Origin of the sequence: Pseudomonas sp. KnCO4 (assembly GCF_045344305.1) — a bacterium.
Taxonomy (GTDB): Bacteria; Pseudomonadota; Gammaproteobacteria; order Pseudomonadales; family Pseudomonadaceae; genus Aquipseudomonas; species Aquipseudomonas anuradhapurensis.
Genome location: NZ_CP174199.1, coordinates 1,871,747 through 1,896,917, shown reverse-complemented (window position 1 = coordinate 1,896,917; position 25,171 = coordinate 1,871,747). Strand labels below are relative to the sequence as shown.

Genomic DNA, 25,171 nt, shown 5'->3' with positions numbered 1-25,171 from the left:
CTTCGCGGATAAATTGACGCGGTACCTGTGGGCGCTGGCCGGCGATGGGCTGCAAAGCAGCCCAGTGGCTAGCCCAACGCCTCCCGCACCTTCGGGTCAAGCCCCTCCCCCGGGTGGGCCGCACTCCATTCCGCCAATTGCCGGCGCATCGCCGGCGTCCAGAAGCTCTGCAGATGGTTGCGTACCCCTTGCACCGCCAGCGTGTGGTCCGGCTCGCTGTCGAAGTAGTGGGCAATCTGGTTGGCCATCTTGACCAGGCTGTCGGTACTCATCGGCGCACCTCGGCCTTCTCCGCGCTACGGCGCTCCTGCAGCAAGCGCTGCTGTTCCTCACTGAAATCCTGGTAACGCTTCTGCCACTGCGAAGGCTGGAACACTTTCACCACTTCCACCGCCGTCACCTTGTACTCAGGGCAGTTGGTGGCCCAGTCGGAGTTGTCGGTGGTGATCACGTTGGCCCCCGATTCGGGGAAGTGGAACGTGGTGTACACCACCCCCGGCGCCACCCGCGTACTGACCTTGGCACGCAGCACGGTCTGCCCGGCACGGCTGCCGATGCCGACCCAGTCACCGTCATGGATACCCCGGCTTTCGGCGTCGGTCGGGTGGATTTCCAGGCGGTCGGCGTCATGCCAGGCGACGTTGGCGGTGCGTCGGGTCTGGGCGCCGACGTTGTACTGGCTGAGGATGCGCCCGGTGGTCAGCAACAGCGGGTAGCGGTTGTTGACCTTCTCGTCGGTGGCGACGTAGCCGGTGAGCATGAAGCGGCCCTTGCCGCGCACGAACTGGTCGATGTGCATGGTCGGCGTGCCGTCAGGCGCGGCGTCGTTGCACGGCCACTGCAGGCTGCCGTGGCGGTCGATCTCGGCATAGCTGACGCGGTGGAAGGTCGGCGTCAGGCGGGCGATCTCGTCCATGATCTCGGACGGGTGACGGTAGTGCATCGGGTAGCCCAGGGCATTGGCCAGGGCCACGGTCGCCTCCCAGTCGGCCTTGCCGGCCAGCGGCTCCATGACCTTGCGCACGCGCGATATGCGCCGCTCGGCGTTGGTGAAGGTGCCGTCCTTTTCCAGGAACGAGCTGCCCGGCAGGAACACATGGGCAAACTTGGCGGTTTCGTTGAGGAAGATGTCCTGCACTACCACGCACTCCATGGCCAGCAAGGCCGCAGTGACGTGCTGGGTGTTGGGGTCGCTCTGGGCAATGTCCTCGCCCTGGCAGTACAGCGCCTTGAAACTGCCGTCCAGCGCCGCTTCGAACATGTTGGGAATACGTAGGCCCGGGTCAGGCTGCAGGGTCACACCCCAGGCACGCTCGAACTCGGCGCGTACGCCCTCGTTGGAAATGTGCCGGTAGCCGGGCAGTTCGTGCGGGAACGAGCCCATGTCGCAGGAGCCCTGCACGTTGTTCTGCCCGCGCAGCGGGTTCACCCCTACCCCTTCTCGGCCGATGTTGCCGGTGGCCATGGCCAGGTTGGCGATGCCCATCACTGCGGTACTGCCCTGGCTGTGCTCGGTCACGCCCAGGCCGTAGTAGATGGCTGCGTTGCCGCCAGTGGCGTAGAGCCGGGCGGCAGCGCGGATCTGTTCGGCCGGCACGCCACAGACCGGGCCGAGCACTTCGGGGGCGTTGTCCGCCAGGCTGACAAAGTCGCGCCAGCGGGTGAATTCCTCGGTCTCGCAGCGCGCGTCGATGAAGTCCTGCGCCAGCAGGCCTTCCGTGACGATCACGTGGGCCAGGGCATTGAGCATGGCCACGTTGGTGCCCGGGCGCAGCTGCAGGTGCAGCTCGGCGCGGGCATGCGGCGAATCGACCAGGTCGATGCGGCGTGGGTCGATCACGATCAGCCGCGCGCCCTGGCGCAGGCGGCGCTTGAGCTGCGAACCGAACACCGGGTGCGCGTCGGTGGGGTTGGCACCGATCACCAGCACCACATCGGCCTGCATCACCGAATCGAAGCTTTGCGTACCGGCAGACTCACCCAGGGTTTGCTTGAGGCCATAGCCGGTGGGCGAATGGCACACCCGCGCACAGGTGTCGACGTTGTTGTTGCCGAACGCGGTGCGCACCAGTTTCTGTACCAGGTAGGCTTCTTCGTTGGTGCAACGGCTGGAGGTGATGCCGCCAATCGAGTCGCGCCCGTACTTGAGCTGGATGCGGCGGAACTCGCTGGCTGCATAGTTGACCGCCTCGTCCCAGCTGACTTCCTGCCAAGGGTCTTGCAGGCGCTTGCGGATCATCGGCTTGGTGATGCGGTCCGGGTGGGTGGCGTAGCCCCAGGCGAAACGGCCCTTGACGCAGGCATGGCCGTGGTTGGCGCCGCCGTTCTTGTCCGGCACCATGCGCACCAGTTGGTCGCCTTTCATTTCGGCGCGGAACGAGCAGCCGACGCCGCAGTAGGCGCAGGTGGTGATCACCGCGCGCTCGGGCTGGCCCAGCTGCACCAGGCTCTTTTCAGTCAGGGTCGCGGTCGGGCAGGCCTGCACACAGGCACCGCACGACACGCATTCGGAGGCGAGGAAGTTGTCCCCGCCGGCCGCCGCTACCCGCGATTCGAAGCCGCGGCCGGTGATGGTCAGGGCGAATGTACCCTGGATGTCCTCGCAGGCGCGCACGCAGCGGCTGCAGACAATGCACTTGCTTGGCTCGTAATCGAAATACGGGTTGGACACATCTTTCTTTTCGGCCAGGTGGTTGGCCCCGTCGTAGCCATAGCGCACCTCGCGCAGGCCAACCTGGCCGGCCACGGTCTGCAGCTCGCAGTTGCCGTTGGCGGAACAGGTCAGGCAGTCCAGCGGGTGGTCGGAGATGTACAGCTCCATGACGTTGCGGCGCAGCCCGGCCAGGCGTGGGGTTTCGGTGCGCACCACCATGCCTTCGCTGACCGGCGTGGTACAGGATGCCGGGTAGCCGCGCATGCCTTCGATTTCCACCATGCACATGCGGCACGAGCCAAAGGCTTCGAGGCTGTCGGTGGCGCACAGTTTGGGGATGCTGGTGCCAAGCATGGCGGCGGCACGCATTACCGAGGTACCGGCGGGCACGGTGACGGACCGGCCATCGATGCTCAGGCTGACCTGCACCTCGCTGTCACGCGCCGGGGTGCCGAGGTCGCTGCTTTTATCAGAAGCGGGGTCGAAAAAATTGATCACTGCGCGGCCTCCGTGTGGGTCAGCCCGAAATCGGCGGGGAAGTACTTCAGGGCGCTGGCCACCGGGTAGGCGGTCATGCCGCCCATGGCGCACAGCGAGCCGTACTGCATGGTGTCGCACAGGTCGCGCAGCAACAGGGCCTGGTCATGGCGCTCGGTCAGGTCGCTGGTGGCGATCAGCCGGTCGACCACTTCCATGCCACGGGTCGAGCCGATGCGGCACGGGGTGCACTTGCCGCAGGATTCCTCGGCGCAGAATTGCAGGGCGAAGCGCGCCATGCTGGCCATGTTCAGGGTGTCGTCGGCCACCACCACACCGCCATGGCCAAGCATCGCGCCCATGGCCGCGAAGGCTTCATAGTCCAGCGGCGTATCGAAATGGCTGGGCGGCACCCAGGCGCCGAGCGGCCCACCCACTTGGGCCGCCTTCAGCGGCCGGCCACTGGCCGTGCCGCCGCCGTAGCCTTCCACCAGCTCGCGCAGAGTCAGGCCGAAGGCTCGCTCGACCAGGCCACCGTGGCGAATGTTGCCGGCCAGCTGGAACGGCATGGTGCCCAGCGAGCGGCCCATGCCGAAGTCACGATAGAACGCCGCGCCCTTGGCCAGGATCACCGGCACCGAAGCCAGGGTCAGTACGTTGTGCACCAGCGTCGGCAAGCCGAACAGGCCTTGCAGCGCAGGCAGCGGTGGCTTGGCACGGACAATGCCGCGCTTGCCTTCGATGGATTCGAGCAGTGCGGTTTCTTCACCGCAGATGTAGGCACCGGCGCCAACCCGCACTTCCAGGTCGAAGGCCTGGCCGCTGCCGGCCACGTCGCTGCCGAGGTAGCCGGCATCCCGGGCGATGGCGAAGGCCTGGTCGAGCACGCGGATGGCGTCGGGGTATTCCGAGCGCACGTAGATGTAGCCCTTGTCGGCACCTACGGCGAGGCCGGCGATGATCATCCCTTCGATCAGCAGGAACGGGTCGCCTTCCATCAGCATGCGGTCGGCGAAGGTCCCCGAGTCGCCTTCGTCGGCGTTGCACACCACGTACTTCTGCCCGGCCCCGGCGTCACGCACGGTGCGCCACTTGATGCCGGCCGGGAAGGCCGCGCCACCACGGCCACGCAAGCCGGAATCGAGCACGGCGGCGACCACATCGGCACCGCCCAGCGCCACAGCGGCTTCAAGGCCGGCGAAACCGCCATGGGCACGGTAATCGTCCAGCGACAGTGGCCGGGTGATGCCGGCGCGGGCGAACAACAGGCGCTGCTGGGTCTGGAGATACGGAATTTGTTCGACCGACCCCAGCGCCAGCGCGTGGCCAGCGGGTTCACCGGCCAAGGCATCGAGCAAGGCCGGTACGTCTTCTGCGGTGAGCGGGCCAAAACCCAGGCGCCCTTGCGCGCTGTCGCACTCCAGCAGCGGCTCCAGCCAATAGAGCCCACGTGAGCTGGTGCGCTGGATATCCACCGCCAGCTGGCGGCGTTCGGCCTCGCGCTGCAAGGCATCGGCGACCTGGTCGGCACCCACCGCACGGGCTACCGAATCGCAGGGGATGTACAGCTTCAGCATGCGGCGTCCTCCCGGCAGGCACCGACCAACGCCCGCAGGCGTTCGGGGGTGAGGCGCGCATGTACTTGGCCATCCAGCTCCAGGGCTGGCGAGCAGGCGCAGGCCCCCAGGCAATAGACCGGGCGCAGGCTGATGGCGCCGTCGGCACTGGTGCCATGGTCGTCCAGCGCCAGCTGCTCGCGCAGCTGCGCGGCCAGCGCCTCGGCGCCTCGGCTCTGGCACGACTCGGCGCGGCACAGGCGCAGGGTATGGCGTGCCGGCGGCGTAGTACGGAAATCGTGGTAGAAGCTGATCACCCCGCGGACCTCGGCCAGGCTGAGGTTCAGGGCATGAGCAATTTCGTCGACAGCGGCATCGGGGACGTAGCCGATGGCGTGCTGGATGGCATGCAGGATCGGCAACAGGGCGCCGGGGGTATCCTTGTCGCGCGCCAGGATGTCGTGGATCACGGGCAGGTGGAGCAAATCATCAGGCATACAGCGGACCTCGGCATCACGGACCCGCCTGAATGGTTGTATGGGCAGGTGTCCGGCGTGTTCTGCTGCGGCGCGCCGGCCACGTCACGGTTGCGTGGTGCCAGCGGCCTCCTTGCCTGCGGCCGTACGTCTGCGCGTACTGGTCCGAGGCATCCTGCAAGCATGGCACTTGTGGCGCCGGAGGGTTGCGTGCGAACGACCAGGCGCATCCTGAAACCGACGCGGGGTTGGTACTGCTGTTTCGGGCTGTGCTGGCGGTTTTGTTGGCGCGGCCTGGTGTCGCGATGGGGCTGCGGAGCTGCTCCGGGGCAACTGCAACACGACAGATAGTGCTGGGGCCGCTTCGCGCCCCGTTCGCGACACAAGGCCGCTCCTACACGACCTGCCTGCTGATCAGTGCTTCCCTTGTGCCGCCTCGGCCGCCTCGATCAGCTTGTCGAACTTGCGGTTCGGCTGGGCGAAGCGTTCATCGCTCTTGGCCCGCGCCTTGATGTTCTGTTCCGAGCTGGCCTGGTCGGCGATGGTTACCACCGTCCAGCCCCGGTCTCTGGCCACCCAGTACACCAGTTCACCGTCGGCAGAAAACGCCTCGAGCCGGCCGCCGCTGTTGGGCACCGGCTTGGCCTGCCGGGTCATCGGCAACAATTGCTGCAGCCGCGCCTCGTCGGTGCTGGCCAGGCGCAGCTCCACCTGACGAAGCTGGTCGGTCTCGTTGAAGGAGGCCTTTACCTGCGTGATGGGAATACCGCCAAGGTTGAAATCGCCCTTCGGGTTACGCCCCTGAACGAACTCGGTGGGTACCTGATAGTGATAGCCCGTCAACTGCTCGACCTCGCCGAACTGCTGTTGCAGGATGGCCATGGCCTGGGGCTTGGGCATGCCCAGGGTGAACTGGCCGACTTCCAGTGCCGACCAGGCTTGCAGAGGGAACAGCGCGCAGGCGAATAACAGCGGCAGGGTCCGTTTCATTGGCAAATCTTCCTTGAAATGAGCCCTGCAAGCTAAACCCTGTGCGCTGATCAAACAATACTGGCAGGGTGCCAAACCGCCCTGCCCCGGCGTCAGGCCACTGCCTTCGGCAGGCGTTCACAGATACCGCTGGAGCAGCGCTGCGGACTGTGTCTGGTTGCCACGCAGCGCAGCCCATGCCAGCGCAGCGCCCCAGACCACGGACACGCCGTAATTGAGTCGCTGATACAAGCCAAACCCGTGCCCGTCTGCCATGGCTTTGCCCATCATCGCCACGGTGGCGATTGCCAGGGCCAGACAAAGCGCAGAGAAGCCTGCGAACACCGACGAGCAGAGCAATCGCTTGCCCAGCCAACACCACAGTGCGCTCGCCAGCGTCAACGACAGGAACATGACCAGGCCTGCCGCATTGTGGATGTGCTGGGAAATGGAAGGCTGTGCCGGTACGCAGCCCTCGTCACAGGCGAACAGGCCCGTGGCGAAACTGGCCAGGCCGTGAAGCAATATCAACGCAGCGCTGAACAGGGCCAGGCGCGAACCGGCGAAACGGCGCGCCACACCCAACGCGAAAAGCGCGAACAGCAGCCCCAGAGGGAAATTGTTCACCCACGCGGAATACGCATGAGTCGGGGCGCCCATCGCCCCTAACTGGCTCATCGCCTGATCGAGGTGGCTGTAGCCCGGATAGCCAAGCGAGGTCAGTGATACGCCAAGCAGGAGCCAGATTGGAATCAATAACCCTGAGCCCAGCAAGGCCCGGTCGGTGTTGTTCATGGTAATGCATTCCTTTGCCAGTGATCGATTTCGTCTCGTACGAAACCGCTTCATATCAGGGGACACGTCGGCCATTACGTTGCCATTCTTGCAGCGTGCCGAGGGTGATTCACGGCATGTGGTTTGCCGTACTCGCCGCCTTGGGGCTTGTTGCCAGGCGCCGCAATTCGCCCACCTCGGCAAACCACTCATGGCCGTGGAGCGTGCCGAATGCTTCAGGGGTACCGTAGCCCCAGGCAACCGCGCCAAATGCGATACCCGCTGTCGCTGCGGCTTCACCATCGGTAGGTTGGTCGCCTATATAGATGACCTGTTCTGGCGCCACGGCGAACTTGCGCATGACCCGACGCAAGCGCGATGCCTTGCCGAAAATGGAAGCCCCGCACTCGAAGGCGCGGATATGGCGACAGCTGGGGCCCAGCACTTGCGTGACATTGTCCCTGGAGTTGGAAGATACCACTGCCAGGATCAGCCCCTGCTCATCAAGATGGCTCAACGTATCGGCGATGTCCTGGAACAGCGCGATCGAGCCGCGATGTTTCTTCATCAGGCCAATGAAGGTACGCGCCACCAGCGGTAGCTTCCAGCGCGGCATGCCGATATGCGACATGATCTCCCGGGCCCCGAGTTTGCGTAATGCATCCAGTTCTTCCGGATGAATGCGGTTGAAGGCATGCTTGTCGGCAACCTGGTTGAACACCGCAACGAAGAATGGAAAGGAATCCGCGAGCGTGCCGTCAAAGTCGAAGATGGCAAGTCGGTATGTCATGAGAGGTTCCTTCCTGGCGTGCTGGCAGCCTTCCTGACAGCCGCATGATCCTGCGCTTGATGCCCAAGCGCGTTGGTAAGCGTGACCAGCCTTGAGTGCTCTCGACTCAGCTGAACACCCAGAGCACCCGGGTGGGCTTGTCGGTCAGGTTGGCGTAACGAAAACTGGCATGCGGTTGCAGCTGAAAGCTGTCACTGGCGCGCAGCGTTACCGGCTCGCCGCCATCCAGCCAGACGGTCAGTTCGCCTTCGAGCACGAAGCAGCCCTGTTCCGAGCTGTCGTTCAGGTACGCCTCGCCGCTGCTGGCGCCCGGCTCCAGGTGGCTGTCGAGCATGGAGAACGCCCCCGATATGGTGGGCGATGCCAGCACATCGGTGATGCCGCCGGCCAGGTGTAGCGTACGGCGCTCGTGTGGCCGGGTGACCCAGTCGAGTTCGCGCGGTTTGTCCAGCTTGTAGAAATAGGCGGTGGAGACACCGAGTTCTTCGCTGATGGCCGTGAGGTCGGCCACGGTTGGCCGCGAGACGCCGCGCTCGACCTGGGAAAGAAAACCCACCGAACGGCCGATGCGCTGGGCCAGTTCACCCAGGGTCAGGCCCTTGAACTTGCGCAGGTCGCGAATCAGGACGGCCAGGCTTTCGATCTCTTCGTGCACTTTCATGTTGAATCGCGACTATCGGGCAGGGAAATTGATGCCCTGAAAAGTACAGGATTCATTGCACAAAGCAAGGTGTCACGTGGGCAGATCGGGGCCGCCTTGCGGCCCCGGATGACGCTGGCAGGCGCTTAACGAACAGCCTCGTACGTCAGGTCCAGGCACTTGCGGGCCTTTTCCACCAGTTCGTCGATTTCCGCGATGCTGATCACCAGCGGAGGCGCGATGATCATGGTATCGCCGACGGCACGCATGATCAGGCCATTGTCGAAGCAGTGCTGGCGGCAGATCATGCCGACCCCTTTGCCCTGGTAACGGGCGCGGGTGGCCTTGTCCTGCACCAGCTCGATCGCACCGAGCATGCCCAGGCCGCGCACCTCGCCCACCAGCGGGTGGTCGGCCAGCTCGCGCAAGCGCTGCTGCAGGTACGGCGCGGTCTGCTTGCGCACCTGCTCGATGATCTGTTCATCGCGCAGGATGCGCAGGTTCTCCAGGGCCACCGCGGCTGCCACCGGGTGGCCGGAATAGGTGAAGCCGTGGTTGAAGTCGCCGCCTTCGCTGATCACCTTGGCCACTTCATCACGCACGATCACCCCGCCCATGGGGATGTAGCCGGAGGTGAGGCCCTTGGCGATGGTCATCAGGTCGGGCTTAAGGCCGTAATAGTCGCTGCCGAACCACTCACCGGTACGGCCGAAGCCGCAGATCACCTCGTCGGCGACGAACAGGATGTCATAGCGGGCCAGGATCTCCTTGACCTTCGGCCAGTAGGTCTGCGGCGGAATGATCACGCCACCGGCGCCCTGGATCGGTTCGGCGATGAAGGCTGCGACGTGGTCCACGCCCACCTCGAGGATCTTCTTCTCCAACTGCTCGGCCGCCCACACGCCAAACTCGGCCTCGGTCATGTCGCCGCCTTCGCCATACCAGTACGGCTGCGGGATGTGCACGATATCCGGGATCAGCCCACCCTGCTGGTGCATGCCGCTCATGCCCCCCAGGCCTGCGCCGGCCACGGTGGAGCCGTGGTAGCCGTTGATGCGGCCGATGATCACCTTCTTCTGCTTCTGGCCCTTGATCGCCCAGTAATGACGGACCATGCGCAGCACGGTGTCGTTGCCTTCAGAGCCAGAGCCGGTGAAGAAAACGTGGTTCATGCCTGGCGGGGCGACATCGGCGATGGCCTTGGCCAGTTCCAGCGCCGGCGGGTGCGCGGTCTGGAAGAACAGGTTGTAATACGGCAACTGCTTCATCTGCCGGCTGGCGACTTCGGCCAGCTCATCACGGCCATAGCCGACCGCCACGCACCACAGGCCGGCCATGCCATCGAGTATCTGGTTGCCTTCGCTGTCCCAGAGGTACACGCCCTTGGCCGAAGTGATGATGCGCGGGCCTTTCTCGGCCAGTTGCTTCACATCGCTGAAAGGCGCCAGGTGATGGTCGCGGCTCATCGCCTGCCAGGCCAGGGTTTGGGGATTCTGTTCACTCATTGCTTTCACTCCATCTGCTTGCGCAGCCGGGCCGCGCCGTATTTTTGTAAGTTGCGAACGGTGGTGTTCAGGCGGACAGCATCAGCTTCTGACGCAGTACCGAACGTTGCCGGCAGGCCTTGCCGAAGGTCTGGAAGATGGTCAGGTAGTGCGGGTTGTCCATGACCTGGAACTCCGGGTGCCATTGCACGGCCAGGGCAAACCCCTTGCTGTGCTCCACCGATATCGCTTCGACCAGGCCATCGGGTGCCAGCGCTTCCACCCGCAGCCCGGGAGCCAGCACATCGATGCCCTGGCCGTGGATGGAATTGACCTCGATGAGCGCCGGCAACCCCATGCGCTCGAGCATGCCGCCGGGTTCGACATGCAGCGCGTGGCGCGGGCCATATTGCTGCTCGATGGGCTCGCCCTTGCCTTCGCGGTGGTCCATGAACAGCCCGGTCTCGTGGACGTTCTGGTGCAGGCTGCCGCCCAGCGCCACGTTCATTTCCTGGAAGCCACGGCAGATGCCGAGCACCGGCACCCCGGCGGCAATGGCCGCACGCATCAGCGGCAAGGTGGTGGCATCCCGCAGCGGATCATGGTGAGTGCCGGCAGCACTGGCCGGGCCGTGATAGTGGAACGGTTCGATGTTGGACGGCGAACCAGTGAAAATCAGCCCATCCACCACGTCGAGGATATCGGCGCTGTCCATCAGCTCGGCGAGGCTGGGAATCACGATCGGCAACCCGCACGCCGCCTGGGCCGCCGCGCGTGCGTACTTCTCGCTGATGGTCTGGGTGGCATGCTGCTCGATCACGCGGGTGCATGCAGTAATGCCGATCACGGGCACACGTGGCATATCTTCCTCCGGCAAATCCATGTTGCGCGTTGTATTGCAACGCTAGAAAGAGAAGGCTCGGGGAGCCCAGGTCGCTACAGGAACCAGCGGTATTCGCGGGCATCGATGTGGCGCATGAAGTCCTGTTGCTCCTGGTACTTGTTTTCGCAATAGACCATCACGAACTCACTGCCCAGGCCTTGGTTGACCACCGGGTGGTGGCGCATGGCGGCCAGCGCACTGAACGCCTCCTTGGGGAAATCGATGCCGCTCTGGCGGTTGTCGTTCAGCGGAGCGATGGGCTCAAGGCCCCGGTCCAGGCCATGCTCCATGCCGGTCAGAATGGCCGCCAGCACCAGGTACGGGTTGGCGTCGGCGCCGGCCAGGCGGTGTTCGATGCGCAGGTTGCGCGGGTCGGACTCGGGGATGCGAATGCACGCATCGCGATCTTCGAAACCCCAGCTGGCCTTGCTCGCCGCATTGACCATCGCGCCGTAGCGGCGGTAGGCATTGTGGTTGGGGGCGAAGATCGGCATGCAGTGCGGCAGCAGCTCCAGGCAGCCTGCCACGGCGTGGCGCAGCTTGCGCTGCTCGGCGCCCGCCAGGATGTTGTTGCCGGCGCCGTCGTACAGGCTGACGTGCACATGCATGCCGCTGCCCGGCGCGTCCAGGTACGGCTTGCTCATGAAGCTGGCCCGATAGCCATGTTTCATCGCCACACCACGGGTGCTGCGGCAGAACAGTGCCGACCAGTCGGCGGCGCTCAGGGCATCGTCGCTGTGGGAGAAGTTGATCTCGAACTGGCCCGGGCCCAGCTCGGCAGTGATCACGTTGGCTGGCACGCCTTGCTCGTTGGCAACGTCGACCATCTCGTGCAGCACCGAGGCAAAGCGCGACAGCCGCTCGATGTGCATGTTCGGCTGGTCGTCCGGGTCGCCGCTTGCCGTGTCGCGCGGGTACTGCGGCAGGCCGTTGGCCAGCTGGCGGTCGAACAGGTAGAACTCCAGCTCGAAGGCCACCACCGGATGGATGCCACGCCTGGCCAGGCGCTGTAGCACACGGGCCAGCACCTCACGGGGCTCGAATTCGATCGGCTTGGCGGTGCCATCGGAGGTGATCAGCATCTGGCCGATCACTTGCTGCTCCCAACGCACCGGCTTCAGGGTACCCGGCACCAGGCGCCGGACGGCATCCGGGTCGCCATCGGCGAAGCAGTAGTCACCGATCGGGTACAGGCCACCCTGGGTGCCCAGCAACACGCAGTTCTGCGGCAGTTTCAACGGCGTGCCGGCGGCCACCTTCTCCAGCATGTCCATGGGGTAGCGCTTGCCGTAGAAGTGCCCGGGGATATCCAGCGCAATCAGGTCGACATAACGTATTTCTGGGTACTTGGCGCGGAACGCGCGCACTTCTGTCAGCAGATCCGGAAAGATGACACTCATCTTCTTGTCCTTGTGAGGTGAACGAATTCAGTTGAAGACCCAGAGCACACGGGTGGTGGTTTCCGTCAGGTTGGCGTAACGGAAATGCGCGTGGGGTTGCAGCTGGAAGCAGTCGTTGGCCTGCAGGGTCACGGCGTCGCCGTCGTCCAGCCACACCGTGAGTTCGCCTTCGAGCACGAAACAGCCCTGCTCGGAACGGTCGGTCAGGTACGGCTCGCCACTGCAGGCACCTGGCTCGAGATGGCTGTCGAGCATGGCAAAGGCACCGGTGATGCTCGGCGAAGCCAATACATCGGTGATGCCCGATTCCAGGTACAACGTGCGCCGTTCGTGAGGGCGCGTGACCCAGCTGATGCCACGGGGCTTGCTCAGGTTGTAGAAGTACGCGGTGGAGACGCCGAGCGCTTCGCTGATAGCGGTGAGGTCGGCCACGCTCGGGCGCGAAACCCCACGCTCGACCTGGGACAGGAAGCCCACCGAGCGGTTGATGCGCGCGGCCAGTTCGCCCAGGGTCAGGTTCTTGAATTTGCGCAGGTCGTGAATAAGGATCGCGAGGGCTTCAACCTCTTCGTGCATCTTCATCGATTCGGACTGCCGTGAAATTTTTAGTGTTATTTTTCATGAAAAAATACAGCAAAAATTTCACGAGTCAAGCCCGCTCGCTTTCATGACGCTGGTGTCGTGCTGGCAAGCCGTCTGGCTCGCTGGCTATGCGGTACTTGCTCATAACATATGGAAATCCGTATATTCGCCTATCCATATGTAACGAGCCCCAGCATGATCAGTCCCCCAGAACTCTTCAAAAGCCTGGCCGACGAAACCCGCGCACGTGCCACCCTGCTGATCGCCAGCCTCGGCGAGCTCTGCGTGTGCGAGCTGATGTGCGCCCTCGGCGACAGCCAGCCGAAAATCAGCCGGCACCTGGCGCAGTTGCGCAGCAGTGGCTTGCTGCTGGACCGCCGCCAAGGCCAATGGGTGTATTACCGCCTCAACCCGGCCCTGCCCGACTGGGCCATCGAGCTGCTGCAGCTGACCCTGAAAGCCAATGCCCAATGGCTGCAAGCCAACACCGAGCGCTTGCAGAACATGGACGGTCGCCCTGTCCGCACCAGCGCCTGCTGCTGAACCACTTCTTTCGAGCCTGCCATGCTAGTCGCACTCAGTGTTTTTCTGTTCACCCTCATCCTGGTCATCTGGCAACCCAAGGGCCTTGGCGTCGGCTGGAGCGCCGCGCTCGGCGCGCTGATCGCGCTGGCGGCCGGCGCGGTGTCGCTGGGCGACATCCCGACCGTGTGGGCGATCGTCTGGAATGCCACCGCCACCTTCATCGCCGTGATCATCATCAGCCTGCTGCTGGATGAGGCCGGTTTCTTCGAGTGGGCGGCGCTGCATGTGGCGCGCTGGGCCAGGGGCAGCGGCTACCGCTTGTTCGCCTTCTGCGTATTGCTGGGCGCTGCGGTATCGGCGCTGTTCGCCAACGATGGCGCGGCACTGATCCTTACTCCTATCGTCATGTCGATGCTGGTGGCCTTGCGTTTCTCGCCGGCAGCCACGCTGGCATTCGTCATGGCGGCAGGGTTCATCGCCGACACCGCCAGCCTGCCGCTGGTGGTGTCCAACCTGGTGAACATCGTGTCCGCCGACTATTTCGGGCTGGGGTTCGCCGAGTACGCCTCGGTGATGGTGCCAGTGAACCTGGCAAGCGTGGCCGCCACCTTGCTGGTGCTGTTCCTGTACTTCCGTCGCGACCTGCCGAAGCACTACGCCGTCGAGGCCTTGCAGGTGCCGCGCGCGGCGATTCGTGACCAGGCGACGTTCGTGGTGGGCTGGTGGACGCTGCTGGTCTTGCTGGTCGGCCTGTTCGCCCTGGAGCCGCTCGGTATCCCGATCAGCGCGGTCGCGGCCGTGTGCGCGGCGTTGCTGTTCGCGGTCGCCGCCCGCGGCCACCGGATCTCCACCCGCCGCGTGCTGCGCGAAGCGCCGTGGCAGGTGGTGATCTTTTCCCTTGGCATGTACCTGGTGGTCTACGGCCTGAAGAACGCTGGCCTGACCGACTTCCTCAGCCATCTGCTCGAACGCTTTGCCGAGCACGGCGTGTGGGGCGCGGCCATCGGCACCGGCCTGCTGTCGGCGCTGCTGTCATCGGTGATGAACAACATGCCCAGCGTGCTGGTCGGCGCCCTGTCTATCCAGGCCAGTGGCGCCGAGGGGCTGGTGCGCGAAGCGATGGTCTACGCCAACGTGATCGGCTGTGACCTGGGGCCGAAGATCACCCCGATCGGCAGCCTCGCCACGCTGTTGTGGTTGCATGTGCTGGAGCGCAAGGGCGTGCGTATCACCTGGGGGTATTACTTCAAGGTCGGCATTTTGCTGACCCTGCCCGTGCTGCTGATCACCCTGTCGGCGCTGGCATTGCGCCTGAGCCTCTGATATCCGCCCCCGCGCGAGGAATTTCCCATGCGAGTTCTGTTCATGTGCACCGCCAACAGTTGCCGCAGCATCCTTTCCGAAGCCCTGTTCAACCATATGGCGCCTGCAGGGTTCGAGGCGATCAGCGCCGGCAGCTTCCCCAAGGGGCAGGTGCTGCCGCGCAGCCTCACTACCCTGCAGCAGCTAGGCATCCCCACCGAGGGCCTCAGCAGCAAGGGCAACGATGCCTTCGCAGGCAACCCGCCGGACATTGTCATCACCGTCTGCGACAAGGCTGCCGGCGAAGCCTGCCCGGTGTACTTCGGCACCGCACTGAAAGCCCATTGGGGGCTGGAGGACCCGTCCGAGGTCCAGGGTGACGAAACGCTGATCGACGCGGCCTTCCGCGCGACCCTGGGGCATATCCGCAAGCGCTGCGAAGCATTCTTCAGCTTGCCGTTTGCCTCGCTGGATCGCGACGGCTTGCAAAAAGAGCTGGATCGCATCGGCGCATTGTGAACTCCGAGGGTGTTAAAAAAAGAGCAACCACGGCTAGGCACGATGCTGGCGAAACGGTGGATGCTAGCGCCCACCGCACTTCCCGGAGACATCCTGCGTTGACTGACCAACCGTACGGCCATGCTTATGCCAAACGGTTCGAGGCCGTGCTTGCCTATATCGACCGCCATCTTGAGGGCGACCTGTCGGTAGCCGCCTTGAGCCGGATCGCCCACTTTTCGGCGTTCCACTTTCATCGGCAGTTTTCGGCGTACATGGGCGTGCCGGTCTCGCGCTATGTGCAACTGATGCGGCTGCGGCGCGCGGCCCATCAGCTGGCCGCCTCGCCTGCCGCTTCGGTACTGGAGGCCGCGTCGGCGGCCGGGTTCGAAAGCCCCGAGGCCTTTGCCAGGGCGTTCCGGCGGGCCTTCGGCATGACGCCGAGCGCGTTCGCCAAGGCCCCGAACTGGTACACCTGGAATGCGGTATTCGATGTTCCCCAGCTATCCAGGAGTATTACCGTGCAGATACGTATCGTGGACTTTGCCGAAACCCGTGTGGCCGCGCTGGAACACCGCGGCGCGCCGACCAGCCTCGGCGACAGCGTCGCGCGGTTTCGCCAGTGGCGCCTGCAGAGTGGCCAGTCACCGGTGGCCAGCAGCCGCACCTTCGGCATTCCGTACGACAACCCGGACACCACCCCGGCGCAGGATTTTCGCTTCGCGATTTGTGGCGAGATAGACGGGGACTTGTTGCCCAATGATTTTGGTGTGCATGAGCTGATCCTACCGGCGGGGCGCTGTGCGGTGGTTCGCCATCGTGGCTCGCCGGACTACATCGGTGAGACGATCTATCCGCTGTATCGGGACTGGTTGCCGTCGAGTAATGAAGAGCTGCGTGACCATCCGTTGTTCTTTCATTACTTGAGCGTGTATCCGGATACCCCGGTGGAGCAGTGGGAGACGGATGTTTACGTTCCGCTGAAATAGGTTGGGGGTCGGGAGTTTAGGGGCCGACCATCACTCGTCCAGACGCATGGCTGGGCAAATTGGTAGACTATGCCTTTCCCCCTAATCCACCCTGCCCCGGGCTACCGGGTGGGGTAGCAGATGTGTGCCTTAGATGCTCCTAGAATCAGCAGTGACTCAACGACCGGAACCGTCACGTCGGTTTTCCGTTGCACCCATGATGGATTGGGGTAATTTTCCTCTAAGGTCATGATTTATATGGCTTTGAGAGTAATACATTTCACTCTGTACCAATTTTGTACCATCACCCACGCCCCGCCCCTTGAACCTCCCATAACAGATGCTACTTGTCAGTATCAGTCGACACCTTCTAAGCTGATTACCTTCCTACCGACATGATGTCAATAAGAAGGAGCGCTTCGAGTGCCCATAATTTTCGATCCCGTGATTATGAAACATCCGCCATTCGACATCACGAATATTGGCGATGAACATCCATTGATTGCCCAATTGCTTGCAACAGCAGCCAATCAATTGACAGAGCTCCCCGATTTTAAGTTTGACGACAAAATCGCCATTATATCCGACTTCGGTGGAGAGCACAAAGGTGCGAAATTCTTAACCTACTCTTTCTTGATAATATCATATACCAAAATCGTGCCTTTTATTGAGGCCGTTAGCGAATTACGCAAAAAGCACAAAATTCTAGAGCCTTATAGTGAATTTGCATATAAAGACCTAAACTACGGACCTCGAAAAAGAGCTCTACCTGAATTTTTAAAAATCGCAGACAACTCACTACACGGTGCGCTCGTAACACTAGTGATTGACAAAAAAATAGATACCCTCTTCGGTGAAAATAAAAAAGCAGCTTATTCGCGCATACAAGCTGCTTTTATTGACGCAGGCTTAAGAGAATGGAAATTCGAGCCCGCCGAAAAGGCGCTTCGCATTACCCACGCAATATCTTTTTTTGCATCGCTTGTCACGCACAACAATCAAAAAATTCTTTGGTACTGCGATAGCGATGCAGTGAACGAGAACAGAAACTTCTTCAACGACACAAAAAATATACTAAATAGGACTCTGGGGCTTTACTTAACACACACCTTTGAAATATTTGGATTCGGAAAATCATTTACAGAGAAGTCACATCTTGATGACTTATTAAGCATCGCTGACCTCTCAGCGGGAGTTATTCAAGACGTTATGACCGGACATCATTCTGAAAATGATGAAATACAAGAAAAGAAAATCCCCTTGATAGAATGGTTAACCAATCGCAGCAAGTTCCTGACAAAAATCACTATTCAGATACTAAGACTGCCAAATGGAAAGCTAAGCAGCCAGGTCATCTCGTTCGGTAAACCTGCGCCGGCATCCGAATAGCCGACGGACAACAAATTAAACGCATTCAAACCTCTCGAAGCTACCGACATTCTCACTCCGCAGATCACAAACAGGCACACACCTTCGTAACCCTATACGGCAAGAGCTCCGGCGACGACAAGGACTGACAACTGCAGATCAGCAACAAGCCATTCTGACAATAGTCAAATCGAAGAAATCGCTTAGCCCTTGGGCCACGTGCGAATCAGCGGCAGAGCGTTAATTTTGCAGCTCCGAGCGACCTGCTGGCCTGGTTGTCACTGACAGAGCTCAGCATCCGGGGTCATCCCTCAGATCATCCAGCGGCTTGAAGTGGCATCGCCCTCACATCAGTGCTCGCATTACTTGCTTTTGAAATGTACCATTCATCAGCCTACTCCTCGGCAGTAGGCTCCCTTACCGTAAAGAGAAGTTTTATGAGCACCGAAAGCAATATTTATAAGCTACTCCAAAATACTAGCGACATTAGCAACCTACATGAAATTGAAACAAAAAATATCGAAGACTCCACATACTTTGATTATAGCTTTAACTTTTCCGGAATGAAATTCTTAGGAAGCCAAATTAGCAACCCCCTTTTCACCCTAAACAAAATGACCGTATTATTTAGATACGACCTCAAGAAAGAAACTACACGCGCAGCGATTTTGGAGACTCTAAACACGTACAACGCAGAACGCCCACTAATGAATGCAACCCTAGCAAATTATCAAGGGAAAAAAGTTACGATAGCATTCTCCTCAGATTTTATTTGTGACGACAAAGCAATCAACGAACGTCAAATAGTACCTCTCATCAACATTATGGCACCAAGCCCAATTGACTTTGTAAATTACTTAGAAAAAAAGAAGATAGCGATTGTCCGCAAGTGAGGATGCGAAATGAGCATACGTAGCATTTTATTCATTTTCGCATCATCTGTAGTCTATTCCTTTTTCTTCTGGGTATTTAAAGAGCTTTCACCCAAGCATGACTGGATTTATGCAGTCGGAGTGCCATTTCTGATTGCGCTGACTGCAATCTCTGGAAACCTTAAAGACAAAATCTCGGAAAAAGACCCAAGCAGCAAACTCTTCAAAGCCAAGGCAGAAATAGAAGAAAGCAAGACCAAAATTACCGACCTAGAAAACAGACACAAAACCGAGATATCAAAGCTTAAAGACAACCTGGCTTTAAAAGACAGTTTAATTCACAACATAAAGAGCGGCATAAACAATAACTTGATCGAGCACGGCGAAACCGCCGAGTTCTTTGCTTATGCAAAAAAACTGGCATCCGAAATAAACTCCGACATTGAGGCCAACACACTAGCACCAGAGCTAACACCGAAAACGAAAAAGTACTTCGACATGGCGGCCACCCAGCCAACTCGAAAGTAACATAGCAGACCAAACTAAATTCATATGACCGAGGACGACTTAGCCATCATCCTCGGTCAATACCCTCAAAATTAGAACCTCTTCAATTAGTGATTTCACGTAAGAAAGCTTGACAGGCCAGCAGCGCGATCAGCCCCCGGTCACCTTCATCGGTGATGGCGACAATTCGTTGAGCATGCGCTGGGTCAAGTTGGGCTCGAACGACTCCATGTACCAGGCCTCTGGTGCCGGGGTTTCTCGCACCCCACTATCACAACCCTGGGCGACAAGGGTTCCCGCGTCGACAAGGACTGACAGCCGCAGATCAGCGGTAGCAAGCCTGTCACGCAGGCGAGCCTGAGCTTGTTTAGCATCGTTCATTTCCTTCCAATGCGTTTTAGCTTGGTCCTGCAGCCAGCTCGACACCGTGCGCACCGCCACCGACATCGCGGCTAACAAGGAAGAGAAGATGCTGATGCTCGGCCCAGTGCTCGAGCGGATCAACGATGAGCTGCTTGACCCGCTGATCGACCAAACCTTCATTATCATGCTGCGCCAGTCCATGCCTAGCCAACCGGCGATGACTTGCATCGGCCGGATTGAGCATACGCAGCTCGTTGTTCAGCACCTGCATGACCGGCATGCCGTTCAATTGTGCTGCTGTAGGGACTAGAAAAAGCGTTCAAGGCTCTCGCCAGAGACTGTCCGGAGCGCGGCTACAGCTCGATGCGCAGACCGTCCAGGCCGCAGTCTTCGGCGAACTTCACCAGGATATCGAGGCTGGCCCAGGTCTTCACCGGCTCGCGCTTGGAGCGCACCGGGATCAGCCGCGCTGCAGCGCCGCCAGGCGCGCCGTGGCGGTGTCGAGCACCAGTTGATACAGGCGCTCGAGGCGCGCGCGGTCCAGGGCCTGGACCAGCTCCAGGCCTTCGACCATGCCTTCGGCGCGGGCCTGGGCAATCAGGCAATTGACCGCCGTGTCGGCCACGTCCACCTCGGCCAGGCGTTGGCGCAGCACGCCGTGATAGGCGGCCGGCAGCACCAGGCCCGGCAGAAACTCATCGTTATGCATAACGGTTTTCCTATTTCCCCTGGCTCGCCGGCGAGCCGGCGGCGATTTCGAAATAGTCGCCCGTCTCCGACACGGCCAGCACCAGGCCGGCCAGCACGGTGCCATCGGGCAGCGCAACAGTGGCGCGGCTCAGCAGGGGCTTGAGCAGGTCGACGCCCAGGTGTCGATTGACCAACACCGAGACAGGCGCCGTGGCCGCGTGTCGGCTGACCACCACCTCGATCCGGGGCGCTCGACGGTGCCGCCCAGCTCGCCGGGTTCGCCGTAGGTCAAGGTCAGGTCAGCCGGGCCGCGATAGGCCAGGGTTTCGTTCATGGCGGGTTGCTTCCTATTGTGAGGGGTGGAGTGCGCCGAAATCACTTTAGCGGTTTTGGGTGCCCATTTCTGCGATTTTGGGTGACGCGCGCACAAGAAAGGCCCCCGCCTCTTGCGAAACGGGGGCCTCCATTGAACATATCACTACTTACGCGCAGTCAGCTGCGCGCCCACTCCACCACCGGCACCTCGTACACCAGCAAGGCGCGCTCCGCCAGAATTTCCTCACCGGCGCGCCGGCAGTGCGCCTTCAGCTCATCAATGGTGATCCCATGCAGCTCGGCCACAGCTGGGGCCACGTTCGCCGCCCCGCCGCCATCACGCAGCTTGAGAAACAGCAGCTGATGCAGCGGCAAATCGGCGAAGGGGTTACGTGGGTCGTGTTGCGAGTCAGACATGGGAAAGCTCCTTGCGTGAGTGATGGCCTAGTGTAATCACAACGGGGTACCGAGGTCCTCGCTCTTGCGCGGGTCAGCCAGCTTGACCCCTGGTCAAAAACTTTTTGGCCAAGAAGCATCCGACCGCAGCCAGAAAGGCCCCTGCAGCTACCCTTCCGGCGAGGACTGCAGCAGCCTTGGGCAAGGTAGATAGAGCAGCTAGAAGACCTACAAAAATCAGCGCACCCACTACACAGGCCAGGATATACCGACGGATGAGAGCACCTGCCAAAAGGCAGAGGAGAATCGCTATAGGGTCCAGTAGAGAAGCTACGAATGTGGCGATGAATACAATCATGATGCAGTTGCTCCAGGCGTGCCGCTGGCAATGGTGAGGTTTTTTTACGCCGTTCCGGATAACGGTTCAATCGCTGACTCCAAGTCCTTACGTTGAACGGGAGATAGTATTTAGAACAAACCGCCCAACGATGCCGGCTCCCAGCTCATGATCACCAGCTCACCCGTCACTTCCGCCTTTGCCTGACGCTGGTTCGTATTGCTGTAGCGGATATCCAGACACTCGAAGTGGAAGCCCTCGAATGCGCGCCGAATGTCCGGGTGGTCGTTGATGCTAACCATCACTTTGCCCTTGCACCGACGCATGAAATCGGCCATGCGCTCATACTCCGCTAAGGGGAAGTCCACGCCGTAGCCGGCGGTCTGCCAATACGGTGGGTCCATGTAGAAGAACGTGTGCGCTCGATCGTAGCGCTCGGCGCAGGCAAGCCAGGACAGGTTCTCGACGTATGTGCCAGCGAGTCGCTGCCAGGCGGCGGATAGATTCTCTTCGATGCGCAACAAATTGATGGCCGGACCTGTCGTCGCGGTACCGAACGTCTGTCCAGTCACCTTGCCACCGAATGCGTGTTGCTGCAGGTAAAAAAACCGGGCCGCACGTTGGATGTCTGTCAGCGTTTCGGGACGGGTCATTTTCTGCCACTCGAAGATCTGGCGGGAACTGAGGGCCCACTTAAATTGGCGCACGAACTCCTCCAAGTGGTTCTGCACAACGCGGTAAAGGGTGACCAGCTCACCGTTGAGGTCGTTCAGCACCTCCACCGGGGCTGGCTGGGGACGCATGAAGTACAACGCCGCTCCGCCGGCGAACACTTCGACATAGCATTCATGAGGGGGAAAGAGAGGGATCAAGCGGTCGGCCAGGCGGCGTTTGCCACCCATCCAGGGGATGATTGGAGAAGTCATAGGTATGCAAGTCTTTACTGTATGGATAAACAGGTGTTAGGCTCGCCGCGCTTTGTGCACAAGGCAGAGGCCACGGCTGGACTTGCAGGAAGGGTCTGCGGGTTCGGCGGGCCGGGCTGGATGTTGGCGCATCCACCCGGCTCGCCTCTTTTCACTTGGTGACTTCGCGGACGTAGGCCTGGCAGGCCTGCAGCGCGATCAGTCCCCGGTCGCCTTCGTCGGTGATGGCGACAATTCGTTGAGCATGCGCTCGGTCAAGTTGGGCGCGTACGGCGCCATGTACCACGCCTGCGGCGCTGGTGGTTTCTCGCACCCCACCGTCACAACCCTGGGCGGCAAGGGTTCCCGCGTCGACAAGGACTGACAGCCGCAGATCAGCGGTAGCAAGCCGGTCACGCAGGCGAGCCTGAGCTTGTTGAGCATAGTTCATTTCCTTCCAGTGCATTTTGGTCTGATCCTGCAGGCGAGCCTCCAGGGCTCGGCGTGTCTCCTGCTGCTCTGCCAGTTGGTTGAGTGCAACTGCAGCGGCCTCTTCACGTTCACGGCCGTGCAGGCGGTCCTTTTCAGCCAGCTGTCTGCCGTAGTCGTCGGCCTGTTCGGCGAGCTGCTTCCCATAGTGGTTGGCCTGCCACACCCAGGCTGCCCGGGCACCGAGGGCACACGCGAGTACCAGGGCTGCCACGGCGATCATGCGACCGCCCCAAGTGGTCACTGCAGCACCTCAAGGGCTCGCTTGTAGATGGCCATGCGATCGTCCAGGCCGTTGGTACCGCCATTGATCCGTTTCGTGATGGCCAGCATGTCGCCTTTGTCCGCCAGGTCATTCAAGCCCTCTCGCTGCCAGAACCAGCCTGCCGACAGGGAGGCATAGACCGGCTGCTCGAGCAGGTCAGGCGTGTTGAGCAATCGGCTGTCGCCGAAAAGTGCTTCGCTGCAGGCTTCATAGTTCGCTCGTCCCGTTACCTGAATGAGGCCCCGCCCGCGATACAGCTGACCGTCGCCATCCGCTTCAGGGGTATTGCCCAGGCGTTGCGCTAAGCGGCCGGTGTCGTACTTCGCCAGGTAGGCGTTGCTGCCCAGCTCGCGCACATATTGGAATTGCCCGGACTCATGCCCGATCTGAGCGATGAACGCCGCCAAACGCAGCCGTGTGACGATTGCGTATTTGCCGATGGTCGCATTCAGGCCAGGAACAAAAACGCCGGCTTTGCGGCCGGCGTTCGGGAGGATCTGTTGCAGCTGTTTCTCTGTAATCGGCATCGCCTATCTCCTGTAGTGGTCACGACGGGGACACGTCCACCGTGCGCAGTGATTTGGTCTGTTTGGTCTTCTTACCTTTGGCTTTTGCCTTCCCCTTCTTTCCGCCATTGCACTCAACTGTGGTCGACCAGCCGGACGCCGTGAACACCTGTTCGACGCTGTCGATCAGGTATTCGCCATCGAGTCCGACCTTGAAGCCTTGGGCGCTGATCATTCGCTCGGCGAACAGATCGGTACGCCCTGGCATCTCCAGCCGCACACCCGCAGTGCTGCGGTTGAAGGCTGCCAACCGGGCCTTGGCGGCTTGTTCGGCCGCAGACTTGTTCGGGTAGATATGGCGGTCGGTATGAATCGGCGGCATGCCGGTGGGGGACTCATCGTTGGCCAGCTGCACCACTTGCAGGTCGCCGGTCTTCTTGTCCTGATGGGTGGTCTGTACAGCCTTTTGAGTGTTGCGATCACCCAGGCGGAAGGAGTACCGGCTGACATCCGACCTGGAGATGGTGACCATGCCCAGAGCCTTGCCGCGTACGCTCTTGCCGCCCTGGCGCTGCATCACGACCAGCCGACCCTCCGCCACTTTCGCCGTACAGTCGTATTGCTTGGCCAGCCGGGTGACGAAGTTGAAGTCCGACTCGTTACGCTGGTCAACGCGGGGCAGCTTGGTCGCCACCTGGCACACCGCCTGCCAACCGTTGCGCGCTGCCACATCGCGGACGATCTGCTGCAGCGACACGTTTTCCCAGCTGGCATTGCGGGTGGTCTTGCCGCTCCCACGCATGTCGCTGGCCTTGCCACGGATCGAGATGGTGTCCGGCGGGCCTGTGACCTCCACTTCGTCGACCGTGTAGCGACCGAGCCGGGCAAGCGCCTGCCCTTGGTAACCCAGATACACCTCAATGTTGGCACCACGCGCGGGCAGGCTGACAGCCTGAGCGCGGTCATCGATGCGCAGCTCGAACTCATCCGACTCCATGGCGGGCTTGTCGCTGGTACGCAGCAGCAGCAAGCGGTCATTGATCAACGCCGTGATGTCCCTACCATCGGCGACTATGCGAAACATAGGCCTCATGCCTTGCTCCTAAACAAAGAGCCCCGCACAGGGCGAGGCTTGTTGGTGTGACGGGATCAGTCCCAAAGCTTGACGTGCTCGATCTCTGGGGCGGGCAGATCCGGAAATCGGATGAGCACTCCAATCCGGTAGGGTTGAGGCTCGTCTGCCAGCCCTTGGTTGGCCTCGAGCACCGCTTCGACTGTACCGTCGAGGTGGCCGTAATAGCGGTGGCACAAGGTGTCGAGCAGATCTCCCTCAGACGTTCTGCATGTCGTTTCCATATTTCACAAACTCCAGTGTGAAGCCCTGTTTGCGCGGAATACCGCCCGCGAGCAGCGCCGATTGCTCCTCCTCGATCTTGGTCAGGCACCAGGTGCCTAACACATCGCCGTAGCCAGTCGTCAGGCTCAGCGGCTCCAGCCGGCGCGCCATGGTCCGCAGGGTCTCCAACTGCCGGATTCCGCCTTTGAATAGGGGGAAGATGGCACCCTTCAAGGTGAGCTGATCCTCGCCATGGCCGACCGCCTGCTGCGCAATGTCACGCGTCAGGCGTTCCTGGCCAGCCCAACGAGAAGACGTCTGCCGTCGGACTTCATCAAACGCCGCCGTATCCAAATTGAAGTAGTACGGCTTCGCGCTCGGCTCCAACGTCTGGATGATCAGCAGATGGGGGAACGGCTTCACCGCTTCCGCCAAAGGCGTCAACTCGCCACCCAGCAGCCCGGTTGGCAAGATGTTCTGCAACGATGGGCTCACCTTCCCTACCAGGCGATTTATCGCCGCCCCTGCCTTGGCTGTCTGTTCTTTGAGCGCGCCCATGCGCTGGTCGATCTGGCTGGCCGCCGTGACAGCCTGGCTGTACTTGGCCGCCACCTGGCCTGCCGTCGACTGTGCGGCATTGATCGCCCGCATCGTCCGCTGCAACTTGTCACCCAGGGCAGGCCCAATGAAGGGCACCCCATCAAGTTCTCCCGCCGCGCCTGTCATATCACTGATCGCACCGTTGAGCGGGCCAAGCATGCCGTCGAGGCTGGTCCGACCAGCCTCCCCCGCAGCGACCAATGACTTCAACGTTGAATTCATTTGCTGCTCATAGGCCATGTCAC

At 61.2% G+C, this 25,171-nt stretch carries 29 protein-coding genes and 1 pseudogene; 8 read left to right on the top strand and 22 right to left on the bottom strand.

The window, feature by feature from the left end; translation table 11 throughout:
* Positions 1 to 68: 68 nt before the first annotated feature.
* The 12 genes from ACJA3S_RS08865 to ACJA3S_RS08810 all read right to left on the bottom strand — a co-directional run bounded on the left by ACJA3S_RS08865 (position 69) and on the right by ACJA3S_RS08810 (position 12,684).
* Positions 69 to 272, bottom strand: a complete 204-nt coding sequence (locus ACJA3S_RS08865) for a formate dehydrogenase subunit delta (protein WP_406821543.1) — start codon at positions 270 to 272, stop codon at positions 69 to 71.
* Positions 269 to 3,151: a formate dehydrogenase subunit alpha gene (gene fdhF, locus ACJA3S_RS08860; RefSeq protein ID WP_406821542.1), complete on the bottom strand. Its 2,883-nt coding sequence runs from the start codon at positions 3,149 to 3,151 to the stop codon at positions 269 to 271. Before fdhF ends, ACJA3S_RS08865 begins: the two co-directional genes overlap by 4 nt.
* Positions 3,148 to 4,707 carry a formate dehydrogenase beta subunit gene (locus ACJA3S_RS08855; protein ID WP_406821541.1) on the bottom strand — a complete coding sequence of 520 codons (1,560 nt, stop codon included), beginning with the start codon at positions 4,705 to 4,707 and terminating at the stop codon, positions 3,148 to 3,150. The genes fdhF and ACJA3S_RS08855 overlap by 4 nt, the downstream gene beginning before the upstream one ends.
* A complete protein-coding gene (locus ACJA3S_RS08850) occupies positions 4,701 to 5,183 on the bottom strand; it encodes a formate dehydrogenase subunit gamma (protein WP_406821540.1) in 483 nt (160 codons plus the stop codon). The genes ACJA3S_RS08855 and ACJA3S_RS08850 overlap by 7 nt, the downstream gene beginning before the upstream one ends.
* Before the next feature lie 393 nt (positions 5,184 to 5,576).
* Complete coding sequence (locus tag ACJA3S_RS08845) at positions 5,577 to 6,152, bottom strand: hypothetical protein (RefSeq protein ID WP_406821539.1); 576 nt, start codon at positions 6,150 to 6,152, stop codon at positions 5,577 to 5,579.
* 117 nt (positions 6,153 to 6,269) lie between these two features.
* Positions 6,270 to 6,926: a DUF998 domain-containing protein gene (locus ACJA3S_RS08840; RefSeq protein WP_406821538.1), complete on the bottom strand. Its 657-nt coding sequence runs from the start codon at positions 6,924 to 6,926 to the stop codon at positions 6,270 to 6,272.
* A 109-nt stretch (positions 6,927 to 7,035) separates the two neighbouring features.
* Entirely contained in the window at positions 7,036 to 7,695 is a 660-nt protein-coding gene (locus ACJA3S_RS08835; protein WP_406821537.1) for an HAD hydrolase-like protein, read from the bottom strand.
* A 106-nt stretch (positions 7,696 to 7,801) separates the two neighbouring features.
* Positions 7,802 to 8,356, bottom strand: a complete 555-nt coding sequence (locus tag ACJA3S_RS08830) for a helix-turn-helix domain-containing protein (RefSeq protein WP_406821536.1) — start codon at positions 8,354 to 8,356, stop codon at positions 7,802 to 7,804.
* Between the two features lie 125 nt (positions 8,357 to 8,481).
* Positions 8,482 to 9,840 carry an aspartate aminotransferase family protein gene (locus ACJA3S_RS08825; RefSeq protein WP_406821535.1) on the bottom strand — a complete coding sequence of 453 codons (1,359 nt, stop codon included), beginning with the start codon at positions 9,838 to 9,840 and terminating at the stop codon, positions 8,482 to 8,484.
* A 67-nt stretch (positions 9,841 to 9,907) separates the two neighbouring features.
* Positions 9,908 to 10,681 carry a gamma-glutamyl-gamma-aminobutyrate hydrolase family protein gene (locus tag ACJA3S_RS08820; RefSeq protein ID WP_406821534.1) on the bottom strand — a complete coding sequence of 258 codons (774 nt, stop codon included), beginning with the start codon at positions 10,679 to 10,681 and terminating at the stop codon, positions 9,908 to 9,910.
* Between the two features lie 74 nt (positions 10,682 to 10,755).
* On the bottom strand, positions 10,756 to 12,102 hold the full coding sequence (locus ACJA3S_RS08815; protein WP_406821533.1) for a glutamine synthetase family protein: 1,347 nt from the start codon (positions 12,100 to 12,102) through the stop codon (positions 10,756 to 10,758).
* A 27-nt stretch (positions 12,103 to 12,129) separates the two neighbouring features.
* Positions 12,130 to 12,684, bottom strand: a complete 555-nt coding sequence (locus ACJA3S_RS08810) for a helix-turn-helix domain-containing protein (RefSeq protein ID WP_406821532.1) — start codon at positions 12,682 to 12,684, stop codon at positions 12,130 to 12,132.
* A 195-nt stretch (positions 12,685 to 12,879) separates the two neighbouring features.
* Here ACJA3S_RS08810 and ACJA3S_RS08805 point away from each other — a divergent pair, with 195 nt between their 5' ends.
* From ACJA3S_RS08805 to ACJA3S_RS08775, 7 genes are all read left to right on the top strand, one after another.
* Positions 12,880 to 13,227, top strand: a complete 348-nt coding sequence (locus tag ACJA3S_RS08805; RefSeq protein ID WP_170029123.1) for a metalloregulator ArsR/SmtB family transcription factor — start codon at positions 12,880 to 12,882, stop codon at positions 13,225 to 13,227.
* 21 nt (positions 13,228 to 13,248) lie between these two features.
* Positions 13,249 to 14,532: an arsenic transporter gene (locus tag ACJA3S_RS08800; protein WP_406821531.1), complete on the top strand. Its 1,284-nt coding sequence runs from the start codon at positions 13,249 to 13,251 to the stop codon at positions 14,530 to 14,532.
* A gap of 27 nt (positions 14,533 to 14,559) precedes the next feature.
* Complete coding sequence (locus ACJA3S_RS08795) at positions 14,560 to 15,030, top strand: arsenate reductase ArsC (RefSeq protein ID WP_406821530.1); 471 nt, start codon at positions 14,560 to 14,562, stop codon at positions 15,028 to 15,030.
* A gap of 98 nt (positions 15,031 to 15,128) precedes the next feature.
* Positions 15,129 to 15,998, top strand: coding sequence for a GyrI-like domain-containing protein (locus tag ACJA3S_RS08790; RefSeq protein WP_406821529.1), 870 nt, complete (start codon positions 15,129 to 15,131; stop codon positions 15,996 to 15,998).
* Between the two features lie 402 nt (positions 15,999 to 16,400).
* On the top strand, positions 16,401 to 17,366 hold the full coding sequence (locus ACJA3S_RS08785; protein ID WP_406821528.1) for a hypothetical protein: 966 nt from the start codon (positions 16,401 to 16,403) through the stop codon (positions 17,364 to 17,366).
* 416 nt (positions 17,367 to 17,782) lie between these two features.
* Positions 17,783 to 18,238 carry a hypothetical protein gene (locus ACJA3S_RS08780; protein ID WP_406821527.1) on the top strand — a complete coding sequence of 152 codons (456 nt, stop codon included), beginning with the start codon at positions 17,783 to 17,785 and terminating at the stop codon, positions 18,236 to 18,238.
* 9 nt (positions 18,239 to 18,247) lie between these two features.
* Positions 18,248 to 18,745 (top strand): hypothetical protein, encoded by a 498-nt coding sequence (locus ACJA3S_RS08775; protein WP_406821526.1) that lies wholly within the window; start codon positions 18,248 to 18,250, stop codon positions 18,743 to 18,745.
* Positions 18,746 to 18,827: 82 nt separating this feature from the next.
* On the opposite strand, the pseudogene ACJA3S_RS08770 reads toward ACJA3S_RS08775, so the two are convergent.
* Positions 18,828 to 19,138, bottom strand: a pseudogene (locus ACJA3S_RS08770) (lysis protein); the annotation flags it as partial.
* A 13-nt stretch (positions 19,139 to 19,151) separates the two neighbouring features.
* Between ACJA3S_RS08770 and ACJA3S_RS08765 the strand changes: the two are divergent.
* Complete coding sequence (locus ACJA3S_RS08765; RefSeq protein WP_406821525.1) at positions 19,152 to 19,397, top strand: portal protein; 246 nt, start codon at positions 19,152 to 19,154, stop codon at positions 19,395 to 19,397.
* A 150-nt stretch (positions 19,398 to 19,547) separates the two neighbouring features.
* Here the strand turns inward: ACJA3S_RS08765 and ACJA3S_RS08760 are convergent, their stop codons facing one another.
* The 9 genes from ACJA3S_RS08760 to ACJA3S_RS08720 form a co-directional block, all read right to left on the bottom strand.
* On the bottom strand, positions 19,548 to 19,796 hold the full coding sequence (locus ACJA3S_RS08760; RefSeq protein ID WP_406821524.1) for a hypothetical protein: 249 nt from the start codon (positions 19,794 to 19,796) through the stop codon (positions 19,548 to 19,550).
* Between the two features lie 10 nt (positions 19,797 to 19,806).
* Positions 19,807 to 20,010, bottom strand: a complete 204-nt coding sequence (locus tag ACJA3S_RS08755; RefSeq protein ID WP_406821523.1) for a hypothetical protein — start codon at positions 20,008 to 20,010, stop codon at positions 19,807 to 19,809.
* A 259-nt stretch (positions 20,011 to 20,269) separates the two neighbouring features.
* Positions 20,270 to 20,509 carry a hypothetical protein gene (locus tag ACJA3S_RS08750; RefSeq protein WP_406821522.1) on the bottom strand — a complete coding sequence of 80 codons (240 nt, stop codon included), beginning with the start codon at positions 20,507 to 20,509 and terminating at the stop codon, positions 20,270 to 20,272.
* Positions 20,510 to 20,956: 447 nt separating this feature from the next.
* Complete coding sequence (locus tag ACJA3S_RS08745) at positions 20,957 to 21,751, bottom strand: DNA adenine methylase (RefSeq protein ID WP_406821521.1); 795 nt, start codon at positions 21,749 to 21,751, stop codon at positions 20,957 to 20,959.
* Positions 21,752 to 21,902: 151 nt separating this feature from the next.
* The gene (locus ACJA3S_RS08740; protein ID WP_406821520.1) at positions 21,903 to 22,442 is read right to left on the bottom strand and encodes a lysis protein; all 540 of its coding nucleotides are present in this window, start codon (positions 22,440 to 22,442) and stop codon (positions 21,903 to 21,905) included.
* A 17-nt stretch (positions 22,443 to 22,459) separates the two neighbouring features.
* Positions 22,460 to 23,011, bottom strand: coding sequence for a glycoside hydrolase family 19 protein (locus ACJA3S_RS08735; RefSeq protein ID WP_406821519.1), 552 nt, complete (start codon positions 23,009 to 23,011; stop codon positions 22,460 to 22,462).
* Between the two features lie 19 nt (positions 23,012 to 23,030).
* Positions 23,031 to 24,083, bottom strand: a complete 1,053-nt coding sequence (locus tag ACJA3S_RS08730; RefSeq protein ID WP_406821518.1) for a phage late control D family protein — start codon at positions 24,081 to 24,083, stop codon at positions 23,031 to 23,033.
* 56 nt (positions 24,084 to 24,139) lie between these two features.
* Positions 24,140 to 24,346 carry a tail protein X gene (locus ACJA3S_RS08725; protein ID WP_406821517.1) on the bottom strand — a complete coding sequence of 69 codons (207 nt, stop codon included), beginning with the start codon at positions 24,344 to 24,346 and terminating at the stop codon, positions 24,140 to 24,142.
* Positions 24,321 to 25,166: a phage tail protein gene (locus tag ACJA3S_RS08720; RefSeq protein ID WP_406821516.1), complete on the bottom strand. Its 846-nt coding sequence runs from the start codon at positions 25,164 to 25,166 to the stop codon at positions 24,321 to 24,323. Before ACJA3S_RS08720 ends, ACJA3S_RS08725 begins: the two co-directional genes overlap by 26 nt.
* Positions 25,167 to 25,171 lie beyond the last annotated feature (5 nt).

Coding starts and splice junctions, on each gene's coding strand:
- ACJA3S_RS08720 (WP_406821516.1), bottom strand. CDS start 25,166: ATGGCCTATGAGCAGCAAATGAATTCAACGTTGAAGTCATTGGTCGCT.
- ACJA3S_RS08850 (WP_406821540.1), bottom strand. CDS start 5,183: ATGCCTGATGATTTGCTCCACCTGCCCGTGATCCACGACATCCTGGCG.
- ACJA3S_RS08725 (WP_406821517.1), bottom strand. CDS start 24,346: ATGGAAACGACATGCAGAACGTCTGAGGGAGATCTGCTCGACACCTTG.
- ACJA3S_RS08775 (WP_406821526.1), top strand. CDS start 18,248: ATGAGCATACGTAGCATTTTATTCATTTTCGCATCATCTGTAGTCTAT.
- ACJA3S_RS08820 (WP_406821534.1), bottom strand. CDS start 10,681: ATGCCACGTGTGCCCGTGATCGGCATTACTGCATGCACCCGCGTGATC.
- ACJA3S_RS08840 (WP_406821538.1), bottom strand. CDS start 6,926: ATGAACAACACCGACCGGGCCTTGCTGGGCTCAGGGTTATTGATTCCA.
- ACJA3S_RS08740 (WP_406821520.1), bottom strand. CDS start 22,442: ATGATCGCCGTGGCAGCCCTGGTACTCGCGTGTGCCCTCGGTGCCCGG.
- ACJA3S_RS08845 (WP_406821539.1), bottom strand. CDS start 6,152: ATGAAACGGACCCTGCCGCTGTTATTCGCCTGCGCGCTGTTCCCTCTG.
- ACJA3S_RS08795 (WP_406821530.1), top strand. CDS start 14,560: ATGCGAGTTCTGTTCATGTGCACCGCCAACAGTTGCCGCAGCATCCTT.
- ACJA3S_RS08760 (WP_406821524.1), bottom strand. CDS start 19,796: ATGCATAACGATGAGTTTCTGCCGGGCCTGGTGCTGCCGGCCGCCTAT.
- ACJA3S_RS08780 (WP_406821527.1), top strand. CDS start 17,783: ATGAGCACCGAAAGCAATATTTATAAGCTACTCCAAAATACTAGCGAC.
- ACJA3S_RS08830 (WP_406821536.1), bottom strand. CDS start 8,356: ATGAAAGTGCACGAAGAGATCGAAAGCCTGGCCGTCCTGATTCGCGAC.
- ACJA3S_RS08815 (WP_406821533.1), bottom strand. CDS start 12,102: ATGAGTGTCATCTTTCCGGATCTGCTGACAGAAGTGCGCGCGTTCCGC.
- ACJA3S_RS08825 (WP_406821535.1), bottom strand. CDS start 9,840: ATGAGTGAACAGAATCCCCAAACCCTGGCCTGGCAGGCGATGAGCCGC.
- ACJA3S_RS08735 (WP_406821519.1), bottom strand. CDS start 23,011: ATGCCGATTACAGAGAAACAGCTGCAACAGATCCTCCCGAACGCCGGC.
- ACJA3S_RS08855 (WP_406821541.1), bottom strand. CDS start 4,707: ATGCTGAAGCTGTACATCCCCTGCGATTCGGTAGCCCGTGCGGTGGGT.
- ACJA3S_RS08810 (WP_406821532.1), bottom strand. CDS start 12,684: ATGAAGATGCACGAAGAGGTTGAAGCCCTCGCGATCCTTATTCACGAC.
- ACJA3S_RS08865 (WP_406821543.1), bottom strand. CDS start 272: ATGAGTACCGACAGCCTGGTCAAGATGGCCAACCAGATTGCCCACTAC.
- ACJA3S_RS08800 (WP_406821531.1), top strand. CDS start 13,249: ATGCTAGTCGCACTCAGTGTTTTTCTGTTCACCCTCATCCTGGTCATC.
- ACJA3S_RS08745 (WP_406821521.1), bottom strand. CDS start 21,751: ATGACTTCTCCAATCATCCCCTGGATGGGTGGCAAACGCCGCCTGGCC.
- ACJA3S_RS08835 (WP_406821537.1), bottom strand. CDS start 7,695: ATGACATACCGACTTGCCATCTTCGACTTTGACGGCACGCTCGCGGAT.
- ACJA3S_RS08805 (WP_170029123.1), top strand. CDS start 12,880: ATGATCAGTCCCCCAGAACTCTTCAAAAGCCTGGCCGACGAAACCCGC.
- ACJA3S_RS08750 (WP_406821522.1), bottom strand. CDS start 20,509: ATGTCTGACTCGCAACACGACCCACGTAACCCCTTCGCCGATTTGCCG.
- ACJA3S_RS08730 (WP_406821518.1), bottom strand. CDS start 24,083: ATGAGGCCTATGTTTCGCATAGTCGCCGATGGTAGGGACATCACGGCG.